Source organism: Microvirga arabica, assembly GCF_016811235.1.
GTDB classification, from domain to species: domain Bacteria; phylum Pseudomonadota; class Alphaproteobacteria; order Rhizobiales; family Beijerinckiaceae; genus Microvirga; species Microvirga arabica.
The window spans coordinates 67,020-89,385 of record NZ_JAFBID010000013.1; the positions used below are offsets into that span (position 1 = coordinate 67,020).

At 64.8% G+C, this 22,366-nt stretch carries 21 protein-coding genes; 10 read left to right on the forward strand and 11 right to left on the reverse strand.

Translation table 11 applies throughout. The features are described from left to right. Window positions 1–115: 115 nt before the first annotated feature. From ugpB to JQC81_RS09505, 5 genes are all read left to right on the forward strand, one after another. Complete coding sequence (ugpB, locus tag JQC81_RS09485) at window positions 116–1,423, forward strand: sn-glycerol-3-phosphate ABC transporter substrate-binding protein UgpB (RefSeq protein WP_376772384.1); 1,308 nt, start codon at window positions 116–118, stop codon at window positions 1,421–1,423. 127 nt (window positions 1,424–1,550) lie between these two features. Further along, complete coding sequence (gene ugpA, locus JQC81_RS09490; RefSeq protein WP_203271568.1) at window positions 1,551–2,432, forward strand: sn-glycerol-3-phosphate ABC transporter permease UgpA; 882 nt, start codon at window positions 1,551–1,553, stop codon at window positions 2,430–2,432. Next, window positions 2,432–3,277: a sn-glycerol-3-phosphate ABC transporter permease UgpE gene (ugpE, locus tag JQC81_RS09495; protein WP_203271569.1), complete on the forward strand. Its 846-nt coding sequence runs from the start codon at window positions 2,432–2,434 to the stop codon at window positions 3,275–3,277. Before ugpA ends, ugpE begins: the two co-directional genes overlap by 1 nt. Before the next feature lie 120 nt (window positions 3,278–3,397). Further along, the gene (locus JQC81_RS09500) at window positions 3,398–4,474 is read left to right on the forward strand and encodes a sn-glycerol-3-phosphate import ATP-binding protein UgpC (protein ID WP_203271570.1); all 1,077 of its coding nucleotides are present in this window, start codon (window positions 3,398–3,400) and stop codon (window positions 4,472–4,474) included. A gap of 1,081 nt (window positions 4,475–5,555) precedes the next feature. Beyond that, entirely contained in the window at window positions 5,556–7,187 is a 1,632-nt protein-coding gene (locus tag JQC81_RS09505; RefSeq protein WP_203271571.1) for an HAL/PAL/TAL family ammonia-lyase, read from the forward strand. A 50-nt stretch (window positions 7,188–7,237) separates the two neighbouring features. Here the strand turns inward: JQC81_RS09505 and JQC81_RS09510 are convergent, their stop codons facing one another. After that, a complete protein-coding gene (locus JQC81_RS09510; RefSeq protein WP_203271572.1) occupies window positions 7,238–7,582 on the reverse strand; it encodes a hypothetical protein in 345 nt (114 codons plus the stop codon). A gap of 42 nt (window positions 7,583–7,624) precedes the next feature. On the opposite strand from JQC81_RS09510, the gene JQC81_RS09515 reads away from it, so the two are divergent. Beyond that, complete coding sequence (locus JQC81_RS09515) at window positions 7,625–8,140, forward strand: GNAT family N-acetyltransferase (protein WP_203271573.1); 516 nt, start codon at window positions 7,625–7,627, stop codon at window positions 8,138–8,140. 3 nt (window positions 8,141–8,143) lie between these two features. On the opposite strand, the gene JQC81_RS09520 is transcribed toward JQC81_RS09515, so the two are convergent. The 9 genes from JQC81_RS09520 to JQC81_RS09560 form a co-directional block, all read right to left on the reverse strand. Next, the gene (locus tag JQC81_RS09520) at window positions 8,144–8,644 is read right to left on the reverse strand and encodes a GNAT family N-acetyltransferase (protein WP_246520329.1); all 501 of its coding nucleotides are present in this window, start codon (window positions 8,642–8,644) and stop codon (window positions 8,144–8,146) included. Next, window positions 8,595–9,833 carry an allantoate amidohydrolase gene (locus tag JQC81_RS09525; RefSeq protein WP_203271575.1) on the reverse strand — a complete coding sequence of 413 codons (1,239 nt, stop codon included), beginning with the start codon at window positions 9,831–9,833 and terminating at the stop codon, window positions 8,595–8,597. Before JQC81_RS09525 ends, JQC81_RS09520 begins: the two co-directional genes overlap by 50 nt. Before the next feature lie 184 nt (window positions 9,834–10,017). Continuing rightward, window positions 10,018–11,061, reverse strand: a complete 1,044-nt coding sequence (locus tag JQC81_RS09530; protein ID WP_203271576.1) for an NAD(P)/FAD-dependent oxidoreductase — start codon at window positions 11,059–11,061, stop codon at window positions 10,018–10,020. 70 nt (window positions 11,062–11,131) lie between these two features. Continuing rightward, window positions 11,132–11,446: a 2Fe-2S iron-sulfur cluster-binding protein gene (locus JQC81_RS09535; RefSeq protein WP_203271577.1), complete on the reverse strand. Its 315-nt coding sequence runs from the start codon at window positions 11,444–11,446 to the stop codon at window positions 11,132–11,134. 119 nt (window positions 11,447–11,565) lie between these two features. Then, window positions 11,566–12,279 (reverse strand): ABC transporter ATP-binding protein, encoded by a 714-nt coding sequence (locus JQC81_RS09540; protein ID WP_203271578.1) that lies wholly within the window; start codon window positions 12,277–12,279, stop codon window positions 11,566–11,568. Beyond that, on the reverse strand, window positions 12,276–13,052 hold the full coding sequence (locus tag JQC81_RS09545) for an ABC transporter ATP-binding protein (protein WP_203271579.1): 777 nt from the start codon (window positions 13,050–13,052) through the stop codon (window positions 12,276–12,278). Before JQC81_RS09545 ends, JQC81_RS09540 begins: the two co-directional genes overlap by 4 nt. Beyond that, window positions 13,049–14,896, reverse strand: coding sequence for an ABC transporter permease (locus tag JQC81_RS09550; protein WP_203271580.1), 1,848 nt, complete (start codon window positions 14,894–14,896; stop codon window positions 13,049–13,051). Before JQC81_RS09550 ends, JQC81_RS09545 begins: the two co-directional genes overlap by 4 nt. Before the next feature lie 3 nt (window positions 14,897–14,899). Beyond that, complete coding sequence (locus JQC81_RS09555; protein WP_203271581.1) at window positions 14,900–15,328, reverse strand: endonuclease domain-containing protein; 429 nt, start codon at window positions 15,326–15,328, stop codon at window positions 14,900–14,902. 78 nt (window positions 15,329–15,406) lie between these two features. Further along, the gene (locus JQC81_RS09560) at window positions 15,407–16,612 is read right to left on the reverse strand and encodes an ABC transporter substrate-binding protein (protein WP_203271582.1); all 1,206 of its coding nucleotides are present in this window, start codon (window positions 16,610–16,612) and stop codon (window positions 15,407–15,409) included. 156 nt (window positions 16,613–16,768) lie between these two features. Between JQC81_RS09560 and JQC81_RS09565 the strand changes: the two genes are divergently transcribed. From JQC81_RS09565 to JQC81_RS09580, 4 genes are all read left to right on the forward strand, one after another. Continuing rightward, window positions 16,769–17,953 carry an amidase gene (locus tag JQC81_RS09565; protein WP_203271583.1) on the forward strand — a complete coding sequence of 395 codons (1,185 nt, stop codon included), beginning with the start codon at window positions 16,769–16,771 and terminating at the stop codon, window positions 17,951–17,953. 75 nt (window positions 17,954–18,028) lie between these two features. Beyond that, window positions 18,029–18,910 carry an SMP-30/gluconolactonase/LRE family protein gene (locus JQC81_RS09570; protein ID WP_203271584.1) on the forward strand — a complete coding sequence of 294 codons (882 nt, stop codon included), beginning with the start codon at window positions 18,029–18,031 and terminating at the stop codon, window positions 18,908–18,910. 5 nt (window positions 18,911–18,915) lie between these two features. Next, window positions 18,916–19,929: an aldose epimerase family protein gene (locus JQC81_RS09575; protein ID WP_203271585.1), complete on the forward strand. Its 1,014-nt coding sequence runs from the start codon at window positions 18,916–18,918 to the stop codon at window positions 19,927–19,929. 85 nt (window positions 19,930–20,014) lie between these two features. After that, the gene (locus tag JQC81_RS09580; RefSeq protein WP_203271586.1) at window positions 20,015–20,191 is read left to right on the forward strand and encodes a hypothetical protein; all 177 of its coding nucleotides are present in this window, start codon (window positions 20,015–20,017) and stop codon (window positions 20,189–20,191) included. Between the two features lie 31 nt (window positions 20,192–20,222). On the opposite strand, the gene JQC81_RS09585 is transcribed toward JQC81_RS09580, so the two are convergent. Beyond that, the gene (locus JQC81_RS09585; protein ID WP_203271587.1) at window positions 20,223–22,301 is read right to left on the reverse strand and encodes a M3 family metallopeptidase; all 2,079 of its coding nucleotides are present in this window, start codon (window positions 22,299–22,301) and stop codon (window positions 20,223–20,225) included. Between the last annotated feature and the right edge of the window lie 65 nt (window positions 22,302–22,366).

The following is a 22,366-nucleotide window of genomic DNA, read 5'->3' on the forward strand; positions in this document are numbered from 1 at the left end:
ATTTTGAAGCCGGCTATGATTGTCATGTTTTTGTCATAGAACCGTCATCCGGGCTTAATGCAGGGATGATGAACGACAAGAACGTCCCAGACGGGATGATACGGGAGAGATTAGAATGATGAAGAAGTCGCTCCTCGGCGCCCTGGCCCTCGGCCTCGCGACGAGCACCTCCGCCTTCGCCCAGACGGAGATCCAGTGGTGGCACGCCATGACCGGCGCCAACAACGACGTCGTGAACCGTCTGGCTGAAGAGTTCAACGCGTCCCAGAAGGACTACAAGGTCGTCGTCAGCTACAAGGGCCAGTACGCCGACACCCTGAACGCCGGCATTGCCGCGTTCCGTGCGGGCAACGCTCCCCACATCCTGCAGGTGTTCGAAGTCGGCACGGCGACCATGATGGGCGCCCGCGGCGCGATCAAGCCGGTCCAGGAGATGATGAAGGAAGCGGGCGAGAGGTTCGATCCGCAGGCCTATCTCCCGGCGATCACCGGCTACTATTCCACGGCGAAGGGCGAGATGCTCTCCTTCCCGTTCAACTCCTCCTCCATGGTCATGTGGGTCAACCGGGACGAGCTGAAGAAGGCCGGCGTCGCCGAGATTCCGAAGACCTGGCCCCAGGTGTTCGATGCCGCCAAGAAGCTCAAGGCTGCCGGCCACGACACCTGCGGCTTCTCGAATGCCTGGGCGTCCTGGGCCAATGTCGAGCAGTTCTCCGCCTGGCACAACATCCCGATGGCCACCAAGGCCAACGGCCTCGACGGCTTCGACACGGAGATGAAGTTCAACTCTCCGACCCACGTGAAGCACCTGCAGAACCTCGTGGACCTGCAGAAGGACAAGACCTACGACTACTCGGGCCGCGACTCGAAGTCCGAGGGCCGCTTCACCTCCGGCGAATGCGCGATCTTCCTCACCTCCTCGGGCTTCTACGGCAACGTGAAGGCCAACGCGAAGTTCGACTGGGCGAATGCGCCGATGCCGTACTACCCGGACGTCCAGGGCGCTCCGCAGAACTCCATCATCGGCGGCGCTTCCCTGTGGGTCATGGGCGGCAAGAAGGCTGACGAGTACAAGGGCGTCGCCAAGTTCTTCACCTTCCTGTCCGACACGGATCGTCAGGCAAGGCTGCACCAGGAGTCGGGCTATCTCCCGATCACCAAGGCGGCCTACGAGAAGACCAAGGCGTCGGGCTTCTACGAGAAGAACCCCGCTCTCCAGACGGCCCTGATCGAGCTGACCAACAAGGAGCCGACCGAGAATTCCCGCGGTCTGCGCTTTGGCAACATGGTCCAGATCCGCGACGTGATCTCCGAGGAGATCGAGTCGGCTCTCGCCGGTCAGAAGTCCGCCAAGGACGCTCTCGACGCGGCCGTGAACCGCTCCAACCAGATCCTGCGTCAGTTCGAGCGCACCGTTCGCTAAGCTGATCAGGCACTAACAGATATCCATCCCGGGAAGCTTGAAGACGCTTCCCGGGATGATCTTATGGATCACCCTCGCAGACCGGTTGATGCCGTCATCTGCCCATCACCGGACCGACGTTAGAGCGATGGAAAAACGAGCTCACATTTCAGGTTGGACGCTGCCGCTCCTGCTGATCCTTCCGCAGATGGCGATCACCGTCATCTTCTTCTACTGGCCGGCCTCGCAGGCCATCTGGCAGTCCTTCCTGCGGGAGGATGCCTTCGGCCTCGCGTCCGAATTCGTCGGTTTCGAAAATTACGCCGCGCTGTTCGAGCAGCCCGAATATTACCGGGCGATGATCACGACCGCGATCTTCTCGTCGCTGGTCGCCTTCTTTTCGCTTGCCTGCGCCCTGCTGCTGGCAAGCCAGGCCGACAAGAACATCCGCGGCGGGCACGCCTTCAAGACCCTGCTGGTCTGGCCCTACGCTGTGGCCCCTGCCATCGCGGGCGTGCTGTGGCTCTTCATGTTTCATCCGACGCTCGGCACGCTCTCGAAGCCCATCAAGGCGACCGGCATCGACTGGAATCCGATGCTGAATGCCAACCACGCCATGACCCTCCTGGTGCTCTCCGCCACCTGGAAGCAGATCAGCTACAACTTCCTGTTCTTCCTGGCGGGCCTGCAGGCGATTCCGAAGAGCGTGATCGAGGCTGCCGCCATCGACGGCGCCGGACCCCTGCGCCGCTTCTGGACCGTGATCTTCCCGCTCCTGTCGCCCACCACGTTCTTCCTGCTCGTTGTCAACATCGTCTACGTGTTCTTTGACACCTTCGGCATCATCGATGCGGTAACGGGCGGCGGCCCTGCCGGGCAGACCACGACCCTTGTCTACAAGGTCTATGCGGACGGCCGTCTCGGCGGCGATCTCGGCGGCTCGGCTGCCCAGTCGGTGATCCTGATGATCATCGTGATCGCGCTCACCGCCATCCAGTTCCGTTATGTCGAGCGCAAGGTGCAGTACTGATGGTCGAGAATCGTCCCTTCGCCCAATTCATGGCCTATCTGACGCTGGCCCTGGGTATCCTCGTCGTAGCCTTTCCGGTCTATCTGGCCGTCATGGCGTCCACCTTCGACACGGCGACCATCATCAACGGCAACATGCCCCTGGTGCCCGGCGATCAGGCGGCAGAGAACTACAACCGAACGCTGCTCTACGGCGGCATGCATGCCCGCCAGCCTGTCGGCGGCATGATGTTCAACTCGATGATCATGGCGCTGGGCATCGCGATCGGGAAAATCCTGATCTCGATCCTCTCCGCCTATGCGGTGGTGTACTTCAAGTTCCCGTTCCGCAAGACCGCGTTCTGGATCATCTTCATCACCCTGATGCTGCCCGTCGAGGTGCGCATCTACCCGACCTACAAGATCGTCGCGGATCTCGGGCTGCTCGACACCTATACGGGTCTCATCATGCCGCTCATCGCGTCGGCCACCGGCACGCTGCTCTTCCGGCAGTTCTTCATGACGATCCCGGACGAGTTGCTTGAGGCCTCAAAAATCGACGGTGCGGGCGCGTTCCGCTTCTTCAAGGACACGCTGCTTCCGCTCTCCATGACGACGATTGCGGCGCTCTTCGTGATCCAGTTCATCTATGGCTGGAACCAGTATCTCTGGCCGCTGCTGATCACCACCAAGAGCTCGATGCAGACCATCGTCATCGGCATCAAGATGATGATCACGACGACGGACGCGCTCACCGAGTGGAATGTCGCCATGACTACCGCCGTGCTGGCCATGCTGCCGCCGGTGCTTGTGGTGATCCTGATGCAGAGGCTCTTCGTGAAGGGTCTCGTCGAAACGGAGAAGTGACGCGCTGAACCGCGCTTAGCCCTCGCGGTGAGACGCCGTGAGGGCTTCTTCTCGAAAAGCTTGAACGATTTTCGCCCGACGCTTTGAGCCGAGCGGGCCACGGTTAAAAGGAAGAGTACGATGGCAGGGGTGACGCTGGATACGGTCAGGAAGATCTACGCAGGCAATGTTGAGGCCGTGAAGGGCGTGTCGCTCGGCATCGAGGACGGCTCCTTCTGCGTGCTCGTCGGTCCGTCGGGCTGCGGCAAGTCCACGCTGCTTCGCATGATTGCCGGCCTAGAGACGATCTCCGGCGGCGAGGTGAAGATCGGCGACCGGGTGGTCAACCAGGTCGAGCCCGCCGACCGCGACATCGCCATGGTGTTCCAGAACTATGCGCTCTACCCGCACATGAGCGTCTACGACAACATGGCCTACGGCCTGCGCAACCGCGGCACGCCCAAGGACGAGATCGAGAAGCGCGTGAAGGAAGCGGCCCGCATCCTCGCCATCGAGTCCTTCCTCGGCCGCAAGCCGCGCCAGCTCTCCGGCGGCCAGCGCCAGCGCGTCGCCATGGGCCGCGCCATCGTGCGCAAGCCGCAGGTGTTCCTCTTCGACGAGCCGCTCTCCAACCTCGACGCCAAGCTGCGCGTTCAGATGCGCGTGGAGATCAAGCGCCTGCAGCGGGCCCTCGGCGTCACGTCGATCTACGTCACCCACGATCAGGTCGAGGCGATGACCCTCTCCGACAAGCTGGTGGTGATGTCCGGCGGCCAGATCGAGCAGGTCGGCACCCCTGCCGAGGTGTATCGCCGTCCCGAGACCCGGTTCGTGGCCACCTTCATCGGCTCTCCGCCCATGAACATCCTGCCCGGCACCGTGGAAGGCCCCGGCCGCGTCTCCGTCGGCGGCCAGTCGATCGCCGTCACCGACATGCGCGACGGCCTGACGCCGGGCTCCGCCATCGAGGTGGGCCTGCGGCCCGAGGACGTGCAGGCGGGCGGCACCGGCACGAGCTCGCTGTCCATGGATGTGGACTTCGTCGAGGAACTCGGCGCCACCCAGCTCTTCCACGGCAAGGTCGCCGGCGCGGAGTTCATCGTCCAGGCCTCCACCGGCCAGCTGCCGGCGGACACCCGCAAGCTCACGCTCGCGGTCGATCCCGGCAACGTCCACCTCTTCGACCCGCAGACCACGAAGCGTCTCGGCCGGGTGTAATTACGGCTTCGGCTGGTCCACTGCGCATTACAGGCCTCGGGCATGCCCCGGGGCCTTTTTTGTTTTGATTAAGGAGCGCCGCTGTCATCCCCGGCGGCCGCAGGCCGGGAAGGGGATCCACTTACACGCTCGGTGCTATGGATTCCCTTCCCCTCCGCTGCGCTCCGGCCCTCTCCAGTCCTGACACTCTCCCCGTCATCCCCGTCCCGGACTTGATCCGGGGATCAGTTCTGGGGATCCGCGTCTTCCCTCGTGTTCCGCTTGATAGACCTCATCCTGAGGAGCAGAGGGAGACGCAAGGGATTGCAGACGTGGATGGCCGCAACAAGTGCGGCCATGACGAGCAGGGGGCGCGTGCATGTTCTCACTTTGTTCTTGACTGTTGCTGCAAGCTCGGCTATAAGGTTGCGTAGACCTGCCTCTGTCGGGGGGCGCGCTCGCGAGGCGTCGCAGTGTGGAGGCAGGCACGGTCTCGCAGGCTTGCCTCGCAAGCGGGTCTGGCGGGAGGCCCAGGCTGTGGGCCGGTGGTCGGAATCGGTCTCAGGCCCCCGTCGAGCAGACGGACCCCGCCTGAGGCGGTCACCGGGCTGGCCTCGCTTGTCCTCCTAAAGAAGCCGTGCGCGAAGAGGCATTCCGGCTCTTCCCTTTCACCATTCATCATCGAGCCGGGCTGCCTGTCGCGCCACCCTCGATCCTACCCACAGGCTCGCAGCTCACGCTGCGGGCCACACGGTGCTGGCTCTTTGACAGAGACCGTCATCCCGGACGGCAAAGCCGATCCGGGATCGCGCAAACTAGCCTGGCACTGTTATCCCGGGGCGGCTTCAGCCGAGCCCGGGATCCAGAAGCCGACGGTGCCGGACAAGGCGCGACGCTGATCGCCTTTCCTGAGATGTCGGCGGTTCTGGATCTCCCCGCCTGCGCGGGGATGACAAGGTTGAGGTTCAGGCGCTTCATTCGGAAAGCGGTCCCGGATCGGCTTGCGCCGTCCGGGATGACGCTGAGAAGCAGCGCCGCGACGCAGCGGTTGCACCGCATCCGAACCCCCGGTATCCCTTTAGGTTCAACGTGAGGAACAGCGATGACGGTCAAGCTCGACGGGGCCACTCTCGGCATTCAGGACGTGGTGCGCGTGGCGCGCCGCGATGCTCAGGGGGCCTACGCGCAGGCGGCCTTGGCTTCCGAGGCGCGTGAGCGGATTGCCGCGACGCGGGATTACATCGACCGCACCTGGATGCATGACGACGCGCCGCTCATGTATGCCTTCAACACCGGCGTCGGCCTGTTCAAGGACCAGCGCGTGCTGATCTCCGACATGGCGGCGTACCAGCGCAAGACCGTCTATGCGCACGCCACCGGCGTCGGCGAGCCCTTTGCCGAGGATGTGACGCGCGCCATGATGCTCCTGCGCGCCAACGCCTTCGCGTCCAATTATTCCGGCCCACGGGTCGAGCTTGTCGAGCGGCTCATCGCCTTCATCAATGCGGGCCTGCATCCGGTGATCCCGCAGAAAGGGTCCGTCGGCGCCTCGGGTGATCTCGCGCCGCTGGCGCACATGGCCGGTGCGGTCTGCGGCTTCGACGAGGCCGACATGATCTATCAGGGCCGCGTCATGCCGGCGCGTGACGCCATTCGTCTCGCGGGCTTCGATCCCGATTTCGAGCTCGGGGCGAAGGACGCCTCCGCGCTCATCAACGGCTCGACCACGTCGCTGGCGCTCGGTGCTCTCGCCACCCACGATGCACGCCGCCTGCTCAAGCATGCCGATATCGCCATGTGCCTGTCGCTGGAAGCGATGCGCGGCGAGCTGGCTGCCTTCGATCCCCGCGTGCACAAGGCCCGTCCACACCCCGGCCAGGCCAAGGTCGCGCGCAATCTCCTGCGCATCCTCGACGGCACGAAGCGCTGCTCGCAATCGGCCCGCGACATCGTCTTTCCCGACGAGCCGCGCCAGCCCGGCCAGCCCGCATCGCCCCGCGTGCAGGACGTCTATTCCCTGCGCTGCACGCCGCAGGTTCATGGGCCTGTCATCGAGGCGGTGGAGTATGTGGAGCGCATCATCGGCACCGAGATGAACTCCGCTACCGACAACCCGCTCATCTTCGACGACGGGCAGGGTGGCTACGTGTCGATCTCGGGCGGGCATTTCCACGGGCAGTACATGGCGCAGGCCATGGATTTTCTGGCCATCGCCATGGCGGATCTCGGCACCATCTCCGAGCGGCGGCTTGCACGCCTCGTCGATCCCACCATGTCCTACGGGCTGCCGCGCAACCTGCTCGCGGGCAAGCGCGGGCTCAACACGGGCTTTGCCACCGTGCAGTGCTCCATGTCGGCGCTGGTCATGGAAAACCGCGGGCTTGCGACGCCCGGCTCGGTGGACTCGATCCCGGGCAAGTCCAACGCTGAGGATCACATCTCCAACTCCACCTGGTGCGGCCGGAAAGCCCGCACAATCGTGGAGAACGTAGAGCAGATCGTGGCGGGCGAGTTGCTGATGGCAGCCCAGGCGCTGACGCTGGTCGAGCCGCTCGCGGGCGACTATCCGCTGGGCAAGGGCTCGCGTGCCGCCATGGAAGCGATCCGTGCCGTCATTCCGCCGGCGCTCGAGGGCGACCGCTGGTACGCAACCGAGATGCGCCAGGCCCTTGAGCTCGTGCGCTCCGGCGCTGTCGTCGAGGCGGTTGAGGGCGCCATCGGCGAGCTGGAATAAGCAAAAAGGCCCGGGATGACCGGGCCTTTGATTTTTGGAGGCGATGCTGATCAGCGGCAGCGTCGCACCGTGCGGTAGACCACATTGCCGTTCGGGCGCACGATGCGCTCGCGGATGGTGCGGCAGCGATCCACCCGGCGCTGCCAGGCGGGGACTCCGCACCGGCGCACGGTGCGGTAGACCACGCGGCCGTTGGGGCGCACGGTGCGGATGCGGCGCGTCACGCATTGCACATTGTCCACCAGCGACGGCGCCTGAATCTGCTCAGGGCTGAAGCGCGCATGAGCCTCCTGTGGGGCGGCGAAGAGGCCTGCACCGAAAACAAGAGCGAAAGCGGGGAGAATGATGGCGCGCATGATCCATTCCTTATCGTTGGAGGAGGGGGCTGACGACAACGACAGGTCTATGGCATGGTTCCTGAAGCCGGAATGAACCTCATGTTGTCACGCGTTGCAATTCGCCCCGTTCAAGCCTCGGACGGCGCCGAGCTGGTAGCGGCCAACCTCGCCAGCATCGCCCTGCACGAGCCCTGGGTGTCGCCCTGCCGCAATCATGCGAGCTTTCTCGGTTATCTCACCCGCTGCGATGGCGAGCGCTCCATGGGGTTCATCGCCCGCGAGCGGGAGAGCGGACGAATCGTCGGGGTGGTGAACCTGAGCGAGATCGTGCGTAACTTCTTCCAGAGCGCCTATATGGGCTATTACGGCACGACCGGGATGAACGGGCGCGGGCTGATGCGGGAGGCCGTGGGCCTCGTCGTCACGCACGCCTTTCGCGATCTCGGGCTGCATCGCGTGGAGGCGAACATCCAGCCTGCGAACCAGCCCTCTCGCGCCCTCGTGCAGCGGCTCGGCTTCCGCCAGGAGGGCTTCTCGCCGCGGTATCTCAAGATCAACGGCGAGTGGCGCGATCACGAACGCTGGGCGGTGCTGGCGGACGAGTGGAAGGGCTGATGTTCAGATCTTGGGGGCGAGCTTCTTCTGCAGGAAGAAGCGGCTGCTGCCGACCGGATAATCCTTGAGCTCACCGAAGATCTCATAGCCCAGGCGTTGGTAGAGGGTGAGTGCCTGCGGGTTCATCGTATCGAGCCATGCTGAATGATAATCGCGGCGCTTTGCTTCCTCCTCGGCCATGGCAATCAGTTGCGTGGCAAGCCCCATGCCTCTGAAAGACTCGGGCACGAAGATCAGCTCGATGGCAAGCCAGCCGCCTGCCGTTCGGCCGCAGAGGCCGCCGACAGGCTCATTGCGTTCCGGATCACGGATTTCAATCGCGAGATCCTGGCCGGGCGGATGATTGGCAAAAAGCGTTCTGTTGAATCTGCGCACGCCTTCAAGGACGACTTTCTGGAGCGCGGAGTCGTCCTCGACGAACGCGAGTGTGGGCACTTGTGTCATCGATTGAGTCTCACGCAGTGATCTGCTTGACCGCCGCGAGCAGCACCCGCGCTGCCGCATCCGCATCCTCGACCGTGATCGATTCCGCCGGGTTGTGGCTGATGCCGCCTTTGCAACGCACGAAGAGCATGGCGGACGGGCAGAGATTGGCCATCGCCACCGCATCGTGGCCCGCGCCGGAAGCGAGATGAAGCGGCTCGATGCCGAGGCCCCGCACGGCGGCCTCCAGCTGCTCGATCAGGTCTTTGTCCATGGGCGTGGCGGGCGAATCCATGAACGGCTCGATGACGAGTTCGACGCCGCGCCTTTGCGCGGCCGCTTGGCACTCGGCCATGATGTCCTGCACCATGGCCTCGCGCACCGCATCGTCCGGCGCTCTGGCATCGAGGGTGAAGTCGACGCGCGCAGGAATGACGTTGATCGCGCCGGGCTGCACCTGGGCCACGCCCACGGTCGCCACCGTGTCGGTGCGCGTGGAGCCGGCCCTCTCCACGATGCCGATCATCTCGGCCACAGCGGCCAATGCATCGCGGCGCATGGTCATCGGCACGGTGCCAGCGTGGCCTGCCTCGCCGATCAGGTGAGCCCGAGCCCGGGTAATTCCGTTGATGGCGGACACGATGCCGACCGGCAGGTCCTGCGCCTCAAGCTGCGGGCCCTGCTCGATATGGACCTCGAGATAGCCAAGAGTGCGCGCCGGATCGCGGGCCAGCGCCACAGCACCGTCCGGATCGCCCCCGAAGGCGATCAGAGCATCGCGCAGTGCGATGCCGTCCTGATCCCGCCCGTCGAGCCATGCCGGGTTGAAGCGGCCGGCAAGCGCCTGGGAGGTTGAGAGATTGGTCGGGAAACGCACGTTCTCCTCGTCGCCGAAGGCCACGATCTCGATCGGACAGGAAGGCTTGATCCCCTGTTGCTTCAAGGCCTCGACCACGGCGATGCCGAGCACGACGCCGAGATTGCCGTCATAGCGACCGGCATCGACGACGGAGTCGATATGTGAGCCGATGAGGAGGGCGGGCGCGTTGGAGTCGGTCCCCTCCATGCGGCCGATCACCGAACCGAGGGCATCGATATGCGCATCGAGCCCTGCCGCCTGCATCAGGCCGAGCGTTGCTTCGGCAGCCTTGCGATGCGCGGTCGACAGATAGAGCCGCGTGATGCGGCCGGGCTCGTCCGTATGCTGGGCGAGGTCTTCGATCATCGCCATCACGCGATGGCCGAGGGTGAGATCGGTGGCGTTTGTCATAGGCCTGAGAGTTTCAGGAACCGGACCGCTTCGCAAGGGGAGGTGGGCCGGATCCAGAGCATTCACCTCCGTCGTCATCACCGGCCTTGTGCCGGTGATCCCGATCAAAAGAGTGCGGCGCTTTACAGAAGCGGGATGACCGGGACAAGCCCGGCCATGACAGCTGGAGTTCGTACAGAAAACCTTAAGCCGCGACGCCGAGCTTCTTCTGCAGGCTCGTGGACGAGGTCGTGTATTGGAACAGGAGCTTCTTCTCCGGATACACGTAGCGGTGCACTTTCTGCGCCGCCAGCGCGCCCTCGTGGAAGCCGGAGAGGATGAGCTTCAGCTTGCCTGGATAGGTGTTGATATCGCCGATGGCGAAGATGCCCGGGACATTGGTTTCGAACTTCTCCGTATCCACGGGGATCAGGTTCTCATGCAGGTTCAGGCCCCATTCGGCGATGGGCCCGAGCTTCATGGTGAGCCCGAAGAAGGGCAGCATCACGTCGCAATCGACAAGGTGCTCCGAGCCGTCGTCCTTGCGGATCACGGCGCCTTCCAGCACGTGATTGTCGCCCTTGAGCGCGCTCACCTGACCGAGGTGAAGGTCCATGTCGCCGGCGGCGACCAGGGAACGCATCTTCTCCACCGTGTGGGGCGCGGCACGGAAGGCGTCACGGCGATGGAGCAGGGTGAGGCGCTTGGCGATGGGCTGCAGGTTCACGGTCCAGTCGAGAGCGGAGTCGCCGCCGCCGACGATCAGCACCTTCTTGTTGCGGAACATCTCCATCTTGCGCACGGCGTAGAACACGCTCGTGCCCTCGTAAGCCTCGATGTTGTCGATCGGGGGCTTCTTGGGCTGGAACGAGCCGCCGCCGGCCGCGATGATCACCGACTTGCAGACGAAGGTGGTGCCGTTCTCGGAGGTCTTGACCCGGAACAGGGGCGCCTCGGGCGTGCCGATGGATTCCAGGCTCTCCACCATCTCGTTGAGATGGAAGGTGGGATTGAACGGCTCGACCTGCGCCATGAGGTTGTCGACGAGGCCCTGGCCGGTCACCATCGGGAAGCCCGGAATGTCGTAGATCGGCTTCTCAGGGTAGAGCTCGGCGCATTGGCCGCCCACTTTCGGCAGAATGTCGATGAGGTGGCATTTAATGTCGAGGAGGCCCAGTTCGAACACGGCGAACAGGCCCACGGGCCCGGCACCGATGATGACGACGTCCGTTTCGATATGGTCGGTCATAAACAGGCTCCTTCGAGAGGCCTTTTCGAAAGCACGGCCTCTCCGTCTTGGCAATGTGACAGGCTGGCAATCAAGCGCCGGTGGGCGCCAGGGTGACTTCCAGGCCGTCGAGTTCGGGGGTCCACAGGATCTGGCAGGACAGGCGGGAACTGGGCTTCGTGACCACCGTGTCGAGCTGGTCCTCCTCCTCCTCCGTGGGGGGAAAGAGCTTGTCCATCCACTCCTCTGCCACGAAGACGTGGCAGGTGGCGCATTCGCAGGCTCCGCCGCACAGGCCCTCGATGGGCAGGCCCCAATCCCGGATGATCTCCATGACCCGCCAGCCCTCGATGGCGTCGAGGGTGTGGCGCTGGCCGGCCCGGTCGGTCACATGGATGACGCCCATGAAGCGGGAATTCCTTCGTGCGGATTCTGGGATGGGGCGCAGGAGGGTGCGCCGGATGGGCTGGATATCGGACTTTCAGTCCGCTCCGTCAATGGTTTAAGGCCCCGTTTGTTTCGGGCTTAGACCCCCAGGGTCTCCGCCCTCAGGGTCTCGTTCGCCATAAGCTCAGCCATGGAGCCCTGGAAGCGGATTTCGCCGCGTTCGATGACGCACGCCCGGTCGCTGATGCCCGCCGCAAAGGCCCAGTTCTGCTCGGACAGCAGCACGGCCACGCCTTCCGCCTTCATGGCCCTGATCGCCTCGGCCATCATCTGGACGATCACCGGGGCGATGCCCTCGGAGGGCTCGTCGAGCAGGATCGCATCCGGGTTGCCCATGAGGGTGCGGGCAATCGCCAGCATCTGCTGCTCGCCGCCGGACATCTGGCTGCCTCGCCGGCCGCGCATCTCGGCGAGGTTCGGAAAGAGCCGGAAGAGCCGCTCCGGCGTCCAAGGGGACCGGCCGGAGCCGGCCGGCCGGCGGCCTGTCTCCAGGTTTTCCTCGACGGTGAGATCGGTGAAGATGCGCCGGTCCTCGGGCACGTAGCCCAGGCCCAGCCGGGCGATCTTGTAGGTGGGCAGCTTGCCTAAGGAATGTCCCTTGAAGGTGGCCTGCCTGGCCGAGGCCGAAACCAGTCCCATGATCGCCTTCAAGGCGGTGGTCTTGCCAGCCCCATTGCGCCCGACCAGGGCCATGACCTCGCCGGCCTGGAGCCGGAAGGTGAGGTTGAACAGCACTTGGGCACGGCCATAGAAGGCACAGAGATCCCAGACCTCGAGAAGCGGCGCATTCATGCGGGGCTCACCCCTCTCAGTGGCTCCAGGGCGCGCGCGTCGCCCAGATAGGCGCGCTTGACCTGCTCGTCCTGCCGGACCTCGTCAGGCGTTCCGGAGGCGATGATCTGGCCACGCAGGAGCACCAGCACGCGGCCCGCATGGCCGAAGACCACGTCCATGTCGTGCTCGGTGAAGAGAACCCCGATGCCCTGGGATTCGGCGATTGCAGCGGTGAGGTCCATGAGCGCCGCCCGCTCCCGCGGAGCCATGCCGGCGGTGGGCTCGTCCATCAGGAGCAGTTTGGGCTGGCCGGCGAGCGCAATGGCGAGCTCCACCCGCTTCACGTCGCCATAGGCGAGCGCGGAACACGGAGTATCCGCCGCCTCCGCCATGCCGACCCGTGAGAGCAGCTCGACGGCCTTGTCGCGATGGCGCTCGCGAGCCGGGCTCCAGAGGCCGTGGCTCTGGCGGTAGCAGCTGATGAGCGCCATCTGGACGTTCTCGGCAGCAGACATGGACAGGAAGGTCTGCGCCACCTGGAAGGTGCGCCCCACGCCGCGGCGGAAGCGCTTCTGCGGCGACGCGTGGGTGATGTTCTGCCCGTCGAGCAGAACCTGTCCGCGGTCGGGCCGCAGCTGGCCGCCGACCATGTTGAACACGGTGGATTTGCCGGCACCGTTCGGTCCGATGATGGCCAGCATTTCACCCCGCGTGACCGTGAAGCTCACGTCGCGTGCCGCCACCACGCCGCCGAAGGATTTGTGCAGACCTTGTACCGCAAGAAGCGTCATGTCCGCGCCCCCCACCAGTCGCGAACGGTGCCGACAAGACCGCGCGGGAAGATGAGAACCATGGCGATGATGCTCAGGCCCAGCAGCAGCCGCCAGAGCGGCGTGAGCGGCATGATCCAGTCACGCAGGCCGTGCAGGGCCGCGGCACCCACGAGCGGCCCCATCACGGTCTGGATGCCGCCCAGCAGCAGCATGGTGAGCGCGTCCACGGAGGTGGAGATGCCAAGCAGGCTTGGATCGACCGAGCCACGGGAAAACGCATAGATGCCGCCGGCAAGGCCCGCCGCGGCACCGGCAATGGTGAATGCGAACCAGCGGTGCTGGCGGATCTTGAGACCGATGGCCTCCGCGCGGGCTTCCGAGTCGCGGGCTGCGCGCAAGGAATAGCCGAACGGCGCGTCGATGATGCGTTTCAGAAGCAGCACCGTGATAACGGTCAGGACCGCGGTCAGGAGATAGTAGGGGATTGGCCCGCTTGCCCAGGGCGAGGGCCAGACACCCACGATGCCGTTGTCGCCGCCGGTCACCTCCACCCATTGGAACGCGACCGCATAGAGAATCTGCGCGGCGGCCAGGGTCATCATGGCGAGATAGATGCCGGACAGGCGCACCACGAAGGCGCCGACCAGAGCGGCGCCCAGTGCCGCCAGCGCAAGGCCGAGCGGCAGCGCCGCCTCCATCGAGACCCCGTACCATTTGACCGCGAGCGCTGCCCCATAGGCCCCGAGGCCGAAGAAGGCCGCATGGCCGAAGCTCACGATGCCGCCGACGCCGATGAGAAGCTGCAGGCTGAAGGCGAAAAGCGCGAAGATCAGGATCTCGGTGGCCACCTTCAGGAGATAGGCATCCGCCACCAGCGGGAAGGCGGCGAGGATCGCCATGAGGGTGATCAGAATGAAGGAGCGGCCCGCCAGCGGCCTGCGGCTTGCGATGCCCACCGCGTGAGTGCCCCCAATGATTTCGGCGCGTCCGAAGAAACCGTAAGGCCGGATCGCCAGCACCACGGCCATGAGCAGGAAGACGACAACGAGCGTGCTCTTGGGAAAGATCAGGATGCCGAAGGCCTGCAGCTGCCCGATGACGAGCGCGGCCAGAAAGGCGCCCGGCACGCTGCCCATGCCGCCCACCACCGTGACGACGAAGGCTTCGGCGATGATCGACAGGTCCATGCCCGTATTCGCCGACACGCGCGGGATCTGCAGCGCGCCGCCGAGGCCTGCAAGGAACGCGCCGAGAAACAGCGTGCCGGTGAACAGCAGGGCCTGATTGACGCCGAGCGACGCCACCATGTCGCGATCCTGCGTGGCCGCGCGCACCAGGACGCCGAAGCGGGTCTTGCGCAGAAGAAGCCACACGAGGCCGAGCACGATGGGGCCGGCGGCGATCAATACGAGTTCGTAGGAGGGAAAGCGTCGTCCCAGAATCTCCACCGGCGCGCGCAGGCCCGGTGCGCGTGGCCCGAGAATGTCCTGCGGGCCGAATACCTGCACCACGAGATCCTGCACCACGAGCACGACACCGAAGGTGGCAAGGAGCTGGAAGAGTTCCGGCGCGCCGTAGATGCGCCGCAGGAGCAGGACCTCGATGATGACGCCGATGAGGCCGACGATGATCGCCGAGGCCAGGATGCCGGCCCAGAAGGTCACGGGCCCGAAGGAGAGTTCGAGCAGCCGCGGCACCAGGGTCGCGGCCGTGTAGGCGCCGATCATGTAGAGCGAACCGTGCGCGAAGTTCACGATCCGCGTGACGCCGAAGACGATCGTCAGGCCGCAGGCGGTGATGAAGAGCGAGGAGGCGCTGGACAGGCCGCTGAGGGCCTGAACGGCGAGGAAGGCGGGGTCCACCGGCTACCCTCCCCTTGAGGGGGAGGGTCGGCCGTCAGGCCGGGGTGGGGTGGGAAGCGCGACGGCTTCGGATTGAGGCGAGCCATACAGGGCCGCGTGAATGGTGTCGAGAACGCCGTTCATGTTCTCGATGAGTTCGGTGTTCCAGAAGCGGATGACGCGGTAGCCCTCGCTTTCGAGCCAGCGGGTACGGGCTTCGTCCTTGGCGGCAATGTCATCATGAGAGTGATGGCCGCCGTCGAGTTCGATGAGGAGACGGGCCTTCAGGCAGGCAAAGTCCGCCACATAGGGGCCGATGGGAACTTGGCGGCGAAAGTGGCTGCCGTAGACGGAGATGTTCTTCAGAGCGCGCCAGAGGGCCTGCTCCGGCTCGGCGGCATTCGAGCGAAGCTGTTTTGCTCTCTCACGTCTGAAGCGGTTGATGTTCGACATGACTGGTTTTCTGTTGTGGTGCCACCCCACCCCGACCTGCGGTCGACCCTCCCCCTCAAGAGGAGGGTAAAGGCGCGGCTAGTCCTTCCGAACCGCCTTCACCTCGGCCTCCGTCGGCATGAACGAGGCGCCGTCCTTGTAAGCCCAGTCGGTCATGCCGCCGGCAGCGCCTTTCAACACGAGCTTGCCGACCCAGGCGCCCATGGTGGCTTGGTTGTCGATGCCGCGCATGGTGACGGGCCCGATCACGGTGTCGAATTTCGCGTCCTCGAGCGCCTTGATCACGGCTTCCGTCTCTGTGGAACCGGCACGCTCGATGGCGTCGCGGATCATGGTCATGACCATGTAGCCGAGGAGCGAGCCGAGGCGCGGCGTGTCGTTGTACTTGGCGCGGTAGGCGTCGATGAAGGCCTTGTGCTTCGGGTCTTTGATCTCGTCCCAGGGGTAGCCGGTCACGGTCCAGCCCTCGGGCACCTCGTCCTTGAGCGGCAGGAGCCATTCGGGCTCGCCGGTCAGGAGCGAGAGAACGGTCGCGCCTTCGAAAAGCCCGCGGGTGTTGCCCTCACGGACGAACTGGGTGAGGTCGGGGCCGAAGAGCACGTTGAAGATGCCGTCGGGCTTGGCCTGCTCGATGGCGGACGCGGTGGCGCCCGCCTCGATCTTTCCGAGCGCCGGGTACTGCTCGGCGACGATCTGGGCTCCGGGCACCCGCTCCTGGATCAGGCGCTTGAACACGGCGGCTGCCGACTGCCCGTACTCGTAGTTCGGCGCCACGATGGCCCAGCGCTTGGCCCCGGAGGCCTTGGCCTGATCCACCAGCATGCCGACCTGCATGAAGTTGTTGGGCCGGATGCGGAAGGTGTAGCGGTTGCCTTGAGCCATCGTCACGGCGTCGGTGAGCGGTTCGGCCGCGATATAGACGATCTTCTTCTGGTTGGCATAGTCGGCCATAGCGACGCCGACATTGGACAGGAAGGAGCCGAACAGGAGCGAGACGCCCTCGCGGCTCACGAGTTCGTCGGCCACCCGCGTGGCGCTGCCCGTCGTCGCGCCGTCGTCGCGGGAGATGATCTCGATCCTGCGGCCCAGCACGCCGCCCTTGGCATTGATCTCGTCCAGAGCCATCTGCCAGCCGTTGCGGTAGGGCACCGTGAAGGCCGCCCACTGCGCATAGGAGTTCAGCTCGCCGATCTTGATCGGAGCCTGCTGCGCCTGAGCCGCCGGTGCTCCGAGGGCGAGCGCCGCTCCAAGAGCAAGCCAGCGGATCGTCGATATCGTCGCCATCACGGCATCCCTTCCATCGCGAATGTGCCTGGATTTAGGGCCAACCGGGCCGAGAAGAAAGATACAAACTGCCAAGGTTGTTCAAATCCTGCCTTGCCCCTCACCGGGAGAGGATGACACATTCGCACCTCCTTCGTTCCCTTAAGTGACAGACCGATGCTCCTCGACCGCGATCCCGCCCATGCCTTCATGCCCTATCCGGCCGTTCCGGTTCCCCATGCGCCGGCAGGGCCGCTGTCCGGCCTGACCTTTGCCGCCAAGGATCTGTTCGATGTCACGGGCTATCCGACGAGCGCGGGATCGCCCCACATGCTCGCCATGTCGGGCATCAAGACCCGCACCGCCCTAACCGTGCAGAAGCTCCTCGATGCCGGTGCGCGCCTCGTGGGCAAAACGATCACGGACGAGCTCGCCTTCTCCATGAGCGGCAAGAACGCCCATTTCGGCACGCCGGTGAACGGCGGAGCGCCCGACCGGATTCCTGGCGGCTCGTCCTCCGGATCGGCGGCGGCCGTGTCGAACGGGTTGTGCGACTTCGCCCTCGGCACCGATACGGGCGGATCGGTGCGGGCACCGGCCAATCATTGCGGCCTCTTCGGCATTCGGCCGACTCATGCCCGGGTGAGCCTCGAACTCTGCCACGACCTTGCCCCCTCGTTCGACACCTGCGGCTACTTCACCCGTGACGGCGCCACCTTCGAGCGGGTGGGCGCGGTGCTGCTGGGCGAGGACACGACGCCTCTGCCACAGAAGCCTCGGGTGCTCCTGGCGCGGGACGCCATTGGGTTGCTGCACGCAGAGGTGCGGGACGCGCTCGCGCCGGCCCGGCGCCGGGCCGTGGCTGTGCTTGGCGAACCCGATGAGGTCGATGTCGCCACCGAGGGCTTCACGGCGCTCTACTGGGCCATGCGCTACATCCAGAGCCGGGAGGCCTGGACGGTCGATGGACCGATGATCGAGCGCTACCATCCGCCCCTCGGACCGGGCGTGGCCGACCGGTTCGAATTCTCCAGGGCCGTGACCGACAGCCAGGTCGCGGAAGCCCAGGTGATTCGCGCTGCGTTCCGCAAGCGGTTCAGCGCCCTGCTCGACGGGGCCGTGCTGATCCTGCCGACCATGCCCGATATCGCGCCGCTCCTCACCGAGAGCGACGAGTCGCTGAACGATTACCGCAACAACGCCCTGAACCTGCTCTGCCTGTCGGTGCTGTCGGGCCTGCCGCAGGTGTCGATCCCGCTCGCCTCCCGCTCGGGTGCTCCGCTGGGATTGTCGATTATGGGGCCAGCCGGGTCGGACCTCGGTCTCGTGCGGCTGGCGCGGCGCATCGCCGAGAGCGCATAGCTAACGGGACCCATCGGACACCGCCGGAGTTACCGGCACAGCGAGAAGCACATCACAAGCCTATAAGGGGAAGCCATGACGCATCCAGCCGTTCACCCGGAAACGCCTCATGTGGCGGTGGCCAGCGCCTGCGTGCTGGGAGAGGGACCGGTGTGGGATCACCGCTCGAACACCCTGTTCTGGGTCGACATCAAGAACCCTGGGGTGTGGCGCTACCGGCCGGACACGAAGGAGCATTTCCGGGTCGATGCGCCCGAGCGGATCGGCTTCATCGCTCTGACGCCTGACGAGGATGTGGTGATCGCAGGCTTCAAGTCGGGTCTTGCCCGGTTCAACCTCAAGACCGGCGCGGTCGAGCCTCTCGTGTCTCCCGACAAGGACAAGCCCAGCAACCGCATCAACGACGGCCATGTGGGGCCGGACGGAGCGATCTATTTCGGCACCATGGACGACGAGGAGGAGAATGCCTCCGGGGCCTTCTGGCGCTGGGACGGCAAGGAGCTGACCCAGTTCCATTCCGGCATCGTGGTTACCAACGGCCCAGCCTTTAGCCATGACGGACAGAGGATCTACGCGACCGACACGACGGGCCAGACGATCTATGCTCTCGATGCCGGCGAAGGGCAGATCGGTGAGCCGCGTCCCTTCGCGCGCTTCGAGCAGAGCTGGGGCCATCCGGACGGCATGGCGGTCGATGCGGAGGGCCATGTGTGGGTCTGCCACTGGGGCGCCTCGCGCATCACGCGGTTTGCTCCTGATGGCACGGTGGAGCGCACCGTGTCGGTTCCCACCGCCCAGGTGACGAAATGCGCCTTCGGCGGGCCCGATCTCACCACGCTCTACATCACCACTGCGGCCATTGGGCGCGATCCGCAGATCGACGTGATGGCGGGCCACCTCTTCAAGGTGGAGACCGGCGGCATCCGCGGGCTGAAGACCAACATCTTCGAAGGATAGGCACCATGAGCATCGAGCACTTCGGCTCCCTCAACGGGCAGGATGTCCTGCAGGTCTCGCTCGCCGGTCCTGACGGCATGGAGATGAAGGTCCTGACATGGGGCGCGGTGGTGCGCGACCTCGTCGTGCCGTCCAAGGCCGGCTCCCAGAGGGTGGTGCTCGGGCTCAACTCCGTCGAGGATTACGTTGCCCATTCCCCCTATTTCGGCGCCATCGTCGGGCGCCACGCCAACCGCATCGGTGGCGCGTGCTTCACCCTGAACGGGGAGACCCATCGTCTCGATGCCAATGAGGGCCGCAATCAGCTGCATGGCGGCAGCATGGGCTTCGGCACGCGGCTGTGGAGCCTCGTCGATCACACCGATGCCAGCGTCACCTTGAGTCTCGTGTCGGAGGATGGCGACATGGGCTACCCGGGCCGGCTTGTGGCTACCTGCACCTACACGCTCCTGCCCTCATGCGGGTTGCGGATCGTGCTGGAGGCCACCTGCGACCAGCCGACGCCCGTGAACCTCACCACCCATGGCTATTTCAACCTCGATGGCAGCGCGGACATCCTCGCCCATCACCTGATGATCGCCGCCGACTACACCACACCGACCCGTCCCGATCTCATCCCGACTGGGGAGGTCCGGCGCGTGGCGAACACCGGCTACGACTTCACCACCTTGCGGCCCATCGGCGCGGCCGAGTTCATGCAGGAGCGCATCCTCTACGACATCAACTACGTGCTTCATGGGCCCTATGGCGAGCTTCGGCATGCCGCGACCCTGGCATCGCTCAAGAGCGGCGTATCCATGGAACTCTGGACAACGGAGCCCGGTGTTCAGTTTTATGACGGTCACCTGATGGACCTGCCGGTGCGAGGCCTGGAAGGAGTCAGGTACGGCCGCCACGGAGGGCTCTGCCTGGAGCCGCAGCGCTTCCCCGACAGCCCCAATAAAGCCCATTTTCCGTCGTCTCTTCTGATGCCAGGACAGGTGTCTCGCCAGGTCAGCGAGTTGAGGTTCGCTCGCTGACGCAGGGAACTTTGCTCACGGGTGCGGGTTCTTCTTTGTAGGCGTTGCGTTTCCAGACAAACACAAACAGTAGGGGAAGGCGCCCATGCCGGTGCTCGATGCAAAAGCCTTGGAAATCGATCCCAAGGGAATGGTTTTCCTCAAGAGCATCCTGCGCCCGCCCGTCTCTTCCGAGGTAACCCCAAAGGATAAGCCCCGCATCAGTCGCATCCGGCTTCACATGCCGCGACGGGTGCGCGAAGCCGTCACCGGGACGGCGTGACGGGCCCTGCCGAGCCCGCCACTTTTCTCACTCAAGCATCCGCACCCGTAAGCACCAGTCCGCGCTTGGCCAGGAGAGCGTCCGCCGTCGGCAGGCGTCCGCGGAAGGCCGTGTAGGCCTCGGCCGGATCGCGCAGATTGCCGGCGGAGTAGATGAAGCGCTTCAGCTTGTCGGCCATGTCGCGATTGAAGGCATCGCCCGTCTCCTCGAAGGCCGTGAAGGCATCCGCGTCGAGCACCTCCGACCAGAGATAGCTGTAATAGCCCGACGAGTAGCCGTCGCCGGAGAACACGTGCGTGAAATGCGGCGTGCGGTGGCGCATGATGATCTCGCGCGGCATGCCGATCTTCTGCAGCGTCTCCGCCTCGAAGGCCGATGCATCGAGGTTGCTGAGATCCTTGCGACGGTGCAGTTCGAGGTCAACGAAAGCCGAGGCGAGGAATTCCACCGTGGCGAAACCCTGGTTGAAGTTGCGCGCTGCCATGAGACGCTCGAGCAGTTCTTCCGGGATCGGCTCGCCGGTTCGATAATGAGTTGCGTACCGGCGAAGGATGTCGGGTTGGGAGAGCCAGTGCTCGTAAAGCTGCGAGGGCAGCTCCACGAAATCCGTCGACACGGCCGTTCCGGCCAGAAGCGGGTAGGTCACGTTCGAGAGAAGCCCGTGCAGCCCGTGGCCGAACTCATGGAACAGGGTGCGTGCATCGTCGAAGCTGAGAAGCGACGGCTCGCCCGTGCCGCCCTTCGAAAAGTTCATCACGTTGACGATAATCGGGCGAATGTCGCCGGTGAGCTTTTCCTGCGAGCGGAAGGCGCTCATCCAGGCGCCGCTGCGCTTCGACGGGCGGGCAAAATAATCGCCGATGAAGGTGCCCAAATGCCGGCCGTCCGCATCCATGACCTGCCAGGCCCGAATGTCGGGATGGTATTTTGGGAAGTCCTTCAATTCCTGGAAGCTCAGGCCGAAGAGCCGTTGGGCGGTCTCGAAGGAGGCCTCGATGATGCGGTCGAGCTGGAAGTAAGGCTTGATCGTCGCCTCATCGAGATTGTGCCGAGCCATGCGGACCTGATCCGCATAATAGCGCCAGTCCCAGGGCTCGATGGCGATGTTGTCGCCGATGGATTGCGCCTGCGCCTGCAGATCCTTGCGCTCCTGCTCCGCTCGGGCGCGGGCTGGTTTCCACACGTCGTTCAGGAGCTTCGTCACGTTGTCAGGCGTCTTCGCCATGGTGTCGGCGAGCTTGAAATCCGCGAAGGTCTCGTAGCCGAGAAGCTTCGCCCGCTCGGCGCGCAGGGCCGCCGTCTCGGCGATGATAGCCTTGTTGTCGGTCGCATTGCCATTGTCGCCGCGTGCCGCCCAGGCCTTGAAGGCCTGCTCGCGCAGGTCGCGTCGCTTGGAGAATTGCAGAAACGGCTCGATGCTTGAGCGGGAGAGCGTGATGACGTGTTTGCCCTTCAAGCCCCGCTCCTCGGCAGCCTGTGCGGCGGCCTCGCGCAGGAAGGAGGGCAGGCCTTCGAGATCCGCTTCGCCATCAAGGACGAGCTGATAGGATTTCTCGTCCGCCAAAACGTTCTGGGAGAACTGGGTGCCGAGGCTCGCCAGCCGCTCGGTGATGGCGGCCAGCCGCTTCTTCTCCTCGGGGCCGAGCTTGGCGCCGGCGCGCACGAAGATGGTGTGATAGCGGTCGAGAACGCGCATCTGCTCAGGGCTGAGACCGAGGCTCTCGCGCTTCTCGTAGAGCGCCGCCACGCGCCGGTAGAGCGCCTCGTTCATGAAGATGCTGTTGCGGTGCTTGGCGAGAACCGGCGCCATCTCGCGCTCGATGGCCTGGAGCGCGTCGTTGGTGTGCGAGCCCGCGAGGTTGAAGAACACGCCGCCCACTGTCTTGAGCGTCCGGCCGCTGCGCTCCAAGGCCTCGATGGTGTTGGCGAAGGTGGGGGCGTCCGTGCTTTCGGCAATCGCCGCGATCTGGGTCTGCTGCTCGGCGAGCGCGGTGTCGAAGGCCGTCCTGTAATGCTCCGGCGCGATGCTCTCGAAGGGTGGAAGACCGAACGGGGTCGTCCATGGCGTGAGAAGGGGATTGCCTGCGAGAGCCGCGTCTGAAGCCGTCATGATCGCTCCTGCCTGTTGATGAGGTGGCCTCAAGTCTTAGAGCATCGTGCGGAAAAGTGGACCCG

Bases quoted from the DNA above. Each gene is read 5' to 3' on its own strand.
- ugpB (WP_376772384.1), top strand. From the start codon at position 116: ATGATGAAGAAGTCGCTCCTCGGCGCCCTGGCCCTCGGCCTCGCGACG.
- ugpA (WP_203271568.1), top strand. From the start codon at position 1,551: ATGGAAAAACGAGCTCACATTTCAGGTTGGACGCTGCCGCTCCTGCTG.
- ugpE (WP_203271569.1), top strand. From the start codon at position 2,432: ATGGTCGAGAATCGTCCCTTCGCCCAATTCATGGCCTATCTGACGCTG.
- JQC81_RS09500 (WP_203271570.1), top strand. From the start codon at position 3,398: ATGGCAGGGGTGACGCTGGATACGGTCAGGAAGATCTACGCAGGCAAT.
- JQC81_RS09505 (WP_203271571.1), top strand. From the start codon at position 5,556: ATGACGGTCAAGCTCGACGGGGCCACTCTCGGCATTCAGGACGTGGTG.
- JQC81_RS09515 (WP_203271573.1), top strand. From the start codon at position 7,625: ATGTTGTCACGCGTTGCAATTCGCCCCGTTCAAGCCTCGGACGGCGCC.
- JQC81_RS09520 (WP_246520329.1), bottom strand. From the start codon at position 8,644: ATGCGGCAGCGCGGGTGCTGCTCGCGGCGGTCAAGCAGATCACTGCGT.
- JQC81_RS09525 (WP_203271575.1), bottom strand. From the start codon at position 9,833: ATGACAAACGCCACCGATCTCACCCTCGGCCATCGCGTGATGGCGATG.
- JQC81_RS09530 (WP_203271576.1), bottom strand. From the start codon at position 11,061: ATGACCGACCATATCGAAACGGACGTCGTCATCATCGGTGCCGGGCCC.
- JQC81_RS09535 (WP_203271577.1), bottom strand. From the start codon at position 11,446: ATGGGCGTCATCCATGTGACCGACCGGGCCGGCCAGCGCCACACCCTC.
- JQC81_RS09540 (WP_203271578.1), bottom strand. From the start codon at position 12,279: ATGAATGCGCCGCTTCTCGAGGTCTGGGATCTCTGTGCCTTCTATGGC.
- JQC81_RS09545 (WP_203271579.1), bottom strand. From the start codon at position 13,052: ATGACGCTTCTTGCGGTACAAGGTCTGCACAAATCCTTCGGCGGCGTG.
- JQC81_RS09555 (WP_203271581.1), bottom strand. From the start codon at position 15,328: ATGTCGAACATCAACCGCTTCAGACGTGAGAGAGCAAAACAGCTTCGC.
- JQC81_RS09560 (WP_203271582.1), bottom strand. From the start codon at position 16,612: ATGGCGACGATATCGACGATCCGCTGGCTTGCTCTTGGAGCGGCGCTC.
- JQC81_RS09565 (WP_203271583.1), top strand. From the start codon at position 16,769: ATGCTCCTCGACCGCGATCCCGCCCATGCCTTCATGCCCTATCCGGCC.
- JQC81_RS09570 (WP_203271584.1), top strand. From the start codon at position 18,029: ATGACGCATCCAGCCGTTCACCCGGAAACGCCTCATGTGGCGGTGGCC.
- JQC81_RS09575 (WP_203271585.1), top strand. From the start codon at position 18,916: ATGAGCATCGAGCACTTCGGCTCCCTCAACGGGCAGGATGTCCTGCAG.
- JQC81_RS09580 (WP_203271586.1), top strand. From the start codon at position 20,015: ATGCCGGTGCTCGATGCAAAAGCCTTGGAAATCGATCCCAAGGGAATG.
- JQC81_RS09585 (WP_203271587.1), bottom strand. From the start codon at position 22,301: ATGACGGCTTCAGACGCGGCTCTCGCAGGCAATCCCCTTCTCACGCCA.